At 76.6% G+C, this 5,441-nt stretch carries 4 protein-coding genes and 1 pseudogene; 2 read left to right on the top strand and 3 right to left on the bottom strand.

Annotated features, from left to right (window positions below):
* Positions 1-755, top strand: a pseudogene (locus ACWEO5_RS37920) (ABC transporter permease); the annotation flags it as partial.
* 100 nt (positions 756-855) lie between these two features.
* Here ACWEO5_RS37920 and ACWEO5_RS37915 read toward each other — a convergent pair.
* From ACWEO5_RS37915 to ACWEO5_RS37905, 3 genes are all read right to left on the bottom strand, one after another.
* On the bottom strand, positions 856-2,355 hold the full coding sequence (locus tag ACWEO5_RS37915) for an alpha/beta hydrolase (protein ID WP_452166624.1): 1,500 nt from the start codon (positions 2,353-2,355) through the stop codon (positions 856-858).
* A gap of 139 nt (positions 2,356-2,494) precedes the next feature.
* Positions 2,495-2,977, bottom strand: coding sequence for an OsmC family protein (locus ACWEO5_RS37910; protein ID WP_452166623.1), 483 nt, complete (start codon positions 2,975-2,977; stop codon positions 2,495-2,497).
* Positions 2,978-2,982: 5 nt separating this feature from the next.
* Complete coding sequence (locus ACWEO5_RS37905) at positions 2,983-3,633, bottom strand: GntR family transcriptional regulator (RefSeq protein ID WP_452166622.1); 651 nt, start codon at positions 3,631-3,633, stop codon at positions 2,983-2,985.
* A gap of 148 nt (positions 3,634-3,781) precedes the next feature.
* Here ACWEO5_RS37905 and ACWEO5_RS37900 point away from each other — a divergent pair, with 148 nt between their 5' ends.
* On the top strand, positions 3,782-5,389 hold the full coding sequence (locus tag ACWEO5_RS37900; protein WP_452166621.1) for a DUF4190 domain-containing protein: 1,608 nt from the start codon (positions 3,782-3,784) through the stop codon (positions 5,387-5,389).
* Positions 5,390-5,441 lie beyond the last annotated feature (52 nt).

Here is a 5,441-nt window from a genome sequence, read left to right as displayed (position 1 = left end):
CGAGCGCCGCCGCGCTCGCCCGCCGCCTGCAGCGCGGCCCGCTGCTCGGCTGGACACTGGCCCTGGCGGCCGCCGGCGCGGTGTTCGGCGGCGTCGCCAAGGGCGTGGTCGACCTGATCGGCGACAACCAGCAGATGGCCGACGTGCTGGCGCGGATCGGCGGCCGGGACGGCGTGCTGAACGCCTACCTGTCCAGCATCGCCACCGTGTTCGGCATGGTCACCGCCGTGTACGCCGTCCAGGCGGTGCTGCGGATGCGGGCCGAGGAGGTCTCCGGCCGGGCCGAACCCGTGCTGGCGGGCGCGGTCTCCCGGCTGCGCTGGGCCGCCGGGCACCTGCTCTTCCCGCTGCTCGGCACCGCCCTGCTGCTGGCCGCGGCCGGTGCCGCGGCGGGCCTGGCCGAGGGGCTGGCCCTGGGCGGCGGCACCGGCGGGGCGGTCGGCCGGATGCTCGGCGCGACGCTCGTCCAGCTCCCCGCGGTCTGGCTGACCGCGGCCGTCGCCCTCGCCGGGTACGGCCTGCTGCCGCACCGGGCGGCGGCGGGCTGGACCGGCTTCGGCGTGTTCGTGCTGGTCTCCTGGCTCGGCCCGATCCTCCAACTCCCGCAGGGCGTGCTCGACCTCTCCCCGTTCAGCCACCTCCCGCACCTGCCCGGCGGACCGGTCGAGGCCGCCCCGCTGCTGTGGATCACTGCCCTGACCGCCCTGACCACCGCCGCCGCCCTGGCGGGCCTGCGCCGCCGCGACCTGGGCTGAGCCGGCCCGGGCTGAGCCGATCCGGGCCGGGGCGATCCGGGGCGAGGCGTCCCCGGGCCGGGGCGCCCCGCGCCCCCGCCGTTCCGCGCGCACCACGGCCTCACCCGGCCTTCGGGCAGAGCGCGTCCCGTACGGGGCGGCGGCCGGTGGCCAGGAACTCCGTCACCAGCGCGTCGCCGCAGGCGTTCCCGTTCGCCAGGTAGGCGTCGTGGCCGCCGGAGTCGACCGCCACCATCCGGGCCCGGTCGCCGAAGGCGGCGCGCAGCTTCAGCGCGCCGGAGTAGGGGGTGGCCGGATCCCGGAGGTTCTGCACCAGCAGGACGTTCGACGGCCCGCGGGAGTCGATCCGCACCGGCGGCTCGGCGGGCTTCCAGGGCCAGAACGCGCAGGGCGTCACGTTGACCGGCATGCCCGCGGTGAGCGGGTGCGCGGCCCGGTCGGCGGCCACCGCCGAGGCGTACGAGCCCGGCTTGCGCGGCCAGGACACGTCGTTGCACAGGGTGGCGAGCGAGACCGAGGTGCCGTTGCGCACCGCGGCCTCCGGCGCGCCGTCGGGGGCGGGCAGCGGGCGGCGGCCCCGGGCGGCCTGGACCAGCTCGGCGAGCCGGGGGAACTTGGCGTCCGCGTACAGGCTCTCCAGCATCGCCGAGCGCAGCGCGTTGCCGTCCAGCTGCTCCGGGTTGGCGCCCGGCCAGGGCAGCGGTGCGCCGTCCAACCGCTCGGCGGCGGCCAGGTAGGCGGCGCGGACCTGCTCCGGGGTGTCGCCGAGCCGGTGCTCGCCCGCGGCGGGGGAGGACGCCCAGGCCGCGAAGTCCGGGAAGCGGTCCGCCACGCCGGTGGCGTAGTTGGCCAGCCAGCCGCGCTCCACCCTGGTCGGGTCCGGGTCGTCGTTGCTGTCCAGCAGGACCCGGTCGGTGCGGTCGGCGAACAGCGTCGCGTACACCGCGCCCGCGTAGGTGCCGTAGGAGACGCCCCACAGCGAGATCCGGCGCTCGCCGAGGGCCTGCCGGATCCGGTCGACGTCCCGGGCCTCGTTGCGGGTGCTGATGCTGCGCACCAGCTCCCCGCCGTCGGCCGCGCAGGCCGCGGCCATCCGCCGGGCGGTGGCCAGGTTGGCGTCGATCCCGCCGTCGGGCGCGGGCCAGGGCAGGGTGTGGCTGTGCGCCAGGTCGGCGTGGTCGAAGCCGCAGTCGAGCGGGGTGGAGCGGCCCACGCCGCGCGGGTCGAAGCCGATCAGGTCGTACCTGTCCAGCACCGAGCGGGGGAGGCGCCCGGCGGCGCTGCTCGGCCCGTTCAGGCCGGAGCCGCCCGGACCGCCGGGTATCAGCACCAGCACCCCGCGCCGCAGTTCGGGCCGGGCGGTGGAGATCCGGGAGACCGCCAGCGAGACGGACGGCCCGTCGGGCCGCGCGTAGTCGAGCGGGACGGCGAGCTCGGCGCACTGCTGCCGGGCGTCGGGCGTGCCGGCCGGGCACGCGCCCCAGACCGGCCGGTCGGCGGCGGGGGAAGCGGCGGGCGCGGCCGGGGCGAGCGGTGCGCCGAGGCCGAGCAGGACGGTGGTGGCGGCGGCGAGGGCGGCGCCCCGGTGGAGGATTCGCATGCCGCAAGTCTTCGCCCCGGACCCCGGGCCGCACGATCCCGCCAGCCTCCGTCTTCTCCCTGCGGCCCGCTCCAGGGAGCGCACTGCAGCCAGCCCCACCAAGGAGGTTGACGGTGCCTCAGGTGGAGCCGAGGACCGGTCAGGACGCGGCGCGGACCGTCACCACCGGCTCGTGGCGCACCGGGAAGTTCACCGAGGAGGCGATGAAGCAGTCCCGGGACGCCGGGCCGTGCAGGGCCACGGCCCGCTCGCGCATCGGCTCCGCGGCGATCTCGATCCGCGGCCGCAGCACCGCCTCGGTGAACCGGCCGCCGTTGCCCTCGGTGACCATGGTGCCCTCGGCGTCGTCCGCGTAGGACAGCACGACGACGCCGTTGAGCGCGCAGTGGTGCAGGTAGGAGAGCATGTGGCACTGGGCGAGCGCGGCCAGCAGCAGCTGCTCCGGGTTCCACCGGGAGCGGTCGCCGCGGAAGGTCGGGTCGGAGCTGCCGAGGATGTCCGGCACCCCCTCCGCCGACACCGTGTGGTCCCGCCGGTAGGAGCGGTAGTGGTCGGTGCCGGTGCCGAGGTCGCCGGTCCACTCGACCCGGACCGCGTAGTGGTGCGCGGGGGAGAAGGCCATGCGGGTCACTCCTTGTCGTCGTCCGCGGCCGGCCGGTCGGCCGCGCGGGTGTCCAGGACGTGCCGGCGGGCCGTCGCCGCGGCGGCGGCCGGGTCCCCGGCGGTGATCGCGTCGAGCAGGTCGCGGTGCTGGGCGTCGACCAGGTCGGTGCGGGCGGGCGCGTGCAGGGAGCGCAGGGTGGAGACCTGGATCTGGTCCCACAGCCGGTCCAGGGCGTGCAGCGCCACCGGGTTGGCGGCCAGTTCGGCGATCCGCCGGTGGAAGCCCCGGTTCAGCCGCACCGCCTCGGTCAACCGCCCGTCCGCGGTGGCCCGGTGGGTGCGGTCGGCGAGTGCGGCCAGCTCCGCCAGTTCGGCCGGGGCGAGCCGTCCCGCCCGCTGCCGCTCGGCCGCCAGTTCGGCCGTCAGCGCCTCCAGCGCGGCCCGCACCCGGTAGACCTGGGACAGCTCCTCGTCGTCCAGCCGCACCACCCGCAGGCCCCGCCCGGCCCCCGCCAGCAGCCCGTCCGCGGCCAGCGCCCGGAACGCCTCCCGCACCGGCGTCCGGCTCACCCCCAGCGCTTCGGCGACCTCCACCTCGCCCACCCTCGCCCCCGGCGGGTAGTGGCCGTCCAGGATCAGTTCCCGCAACCGCAGGCGGGTGCTCTCGGTCTGCACGGGGTCAGCGTAGGACTCTGCATGCACTGCATGCAACGGTCGCGGACGGGGCCTCCGGACGCGGCGGGGCAACCCGTTGGGACGCGGACGGTGCGGTCCGCTATATTCGCGCAGCCTCGACCCGTACCACTCGCAGGGGGAACACCCAATGCCGTTCGACCAGGAGCGACCCGGGAACGACGGCCCGGACGGCGCTCGGGACGACGCCCCGCCCGCCCCGCCCGCCCCGCCCGCGCTCTCGCTGGAGAAACCCGCCCCGGCCCCGGCCCCGGCCGCGGTCTCGTTCGCGAAGCCCGGCATATCCGGCGGCGACGACTCCGGGCGCGCCGCCGACGACACCGGCACCGACACCGGCACCGACACCGACACCGACGGCGGCACCGACGCCGCCCGGCCCGCCGCCCAGGAGGCGCCCGCCGCCCCCGCCCCCGCCCCCGCTCCGACCACCGTCGAGGCCGCCGTCCCGGCCCCGGTCACCGTCCCGGCCCCCGCCGCCGTCCCGGCCGCCGCCAACCCGTGGGCCGCGCCCACCGGTGCGACGCCGCCCGGCGCGCCCCAGCCCCCCGGCGTGCCCCAGGCCCCCGCCGGGCCCGCCGCCGCGGCCAACCCGTGGGCCCCCACCGGCTTCCACCAGCCGTGGGGGAACGGCACGGCCCCGCCGCCCCAGCAGGGCGCGCCCCAGTACCCCGGCCAGTACGGGATGCCCGGCTACCCGGTGTACCAGCAGCCGTCGCGGGCCGGGTACACCAACGGCCTGGCCATCGCCACGCTGGTGGTGAGCTTCCTGTGCTACCTCGGCATCATCGCCATCGGTCTGGGCGTCGCCGCGCTGGTGCAGATCAAGCGCACCGGCGAGCGCGGCAAGGGCCTGGCGGTCTCGGGCATCGTGATCGGCGCGGTCTGGCTGCTGCTGCTGGTCCTGGGGATCGTCGGCAACACCGTCTACTTCCACACCGACACCCGCGGCGGCTCCTCGGGCAGCAGCGGCGGGCTGGCGCCGGACTCGGCGCTGCGGCTGAACGCCGGCGACTGCGCGGACCTGAGGTTCGACACCGCGGTCAAGAAGTCCGACTGCTCGGTGCCCCACAACGCCGAGGCGTTCTGGAGCAGCGTGTCCACCACGACGGGCGGCTACCCGGGCGCGAGGAAGCTGGAGGAGGAGGCCAAGCAGCTCTGCTCGCAGCACCTGGACCAGTACGTGATGGACCTGTGGTCGATCCCGGACACGACGGGCATGCCGGCCTCCTACCCGGACCGGGAGACCTGGAACGAGGTCGGCGGCCGCCAGATCGTCTGCTACCTGAAGTCGAGCAAGCCGACCACCGGTTCGCTGCGCAAGGACCGCAGCAACCTGACCTCCGACCAGGTGCAGTTCCTGGAGGCCACCAACCAGCTCGACCGGCTCTGGATCGACGCCCCGGACGAGGACCTCGACGTCGCGGACGACCCGGAGGCGTTCCGCGCCTGGGCCCGGAAGCTGGCCGCCGGGGCCGACGCGCAGTCCTCGGCGCTCGGAACCGCGCACTGGCGCGGCGTCGACCAGGCGACCGTCAGCCGGCTGGTGCAGGAGACCGCGGTCGCGTCCCAGCACTTCCGGGCCGCCGCGGTCGCCCAGGACAGCGGCACCGTCGAGGACGAACTGTCGACCGGCTACCAGCACCTCGGCGAGGAGTACGTCATCGACCTGCGCCGCGCCCTGGAGCTGACCACCCAGGACGAGGAACCGGGCAAGCCCTCCTCGGGCCAGGTGGTCTGACCCGCGGCAGCCCGAAGGGGTCGCGGCACCGGCTCCGGGAGAGCCGGTGCCG

The sequence above is a fragment of the Kitasatospora sp. NPDC004272 genome (assembly GCF_053603035.1).
Note: the sequence above shows the minus strand (reverse complement) of the source record. Positions and strands in the feature narration are given on the sequence as shown.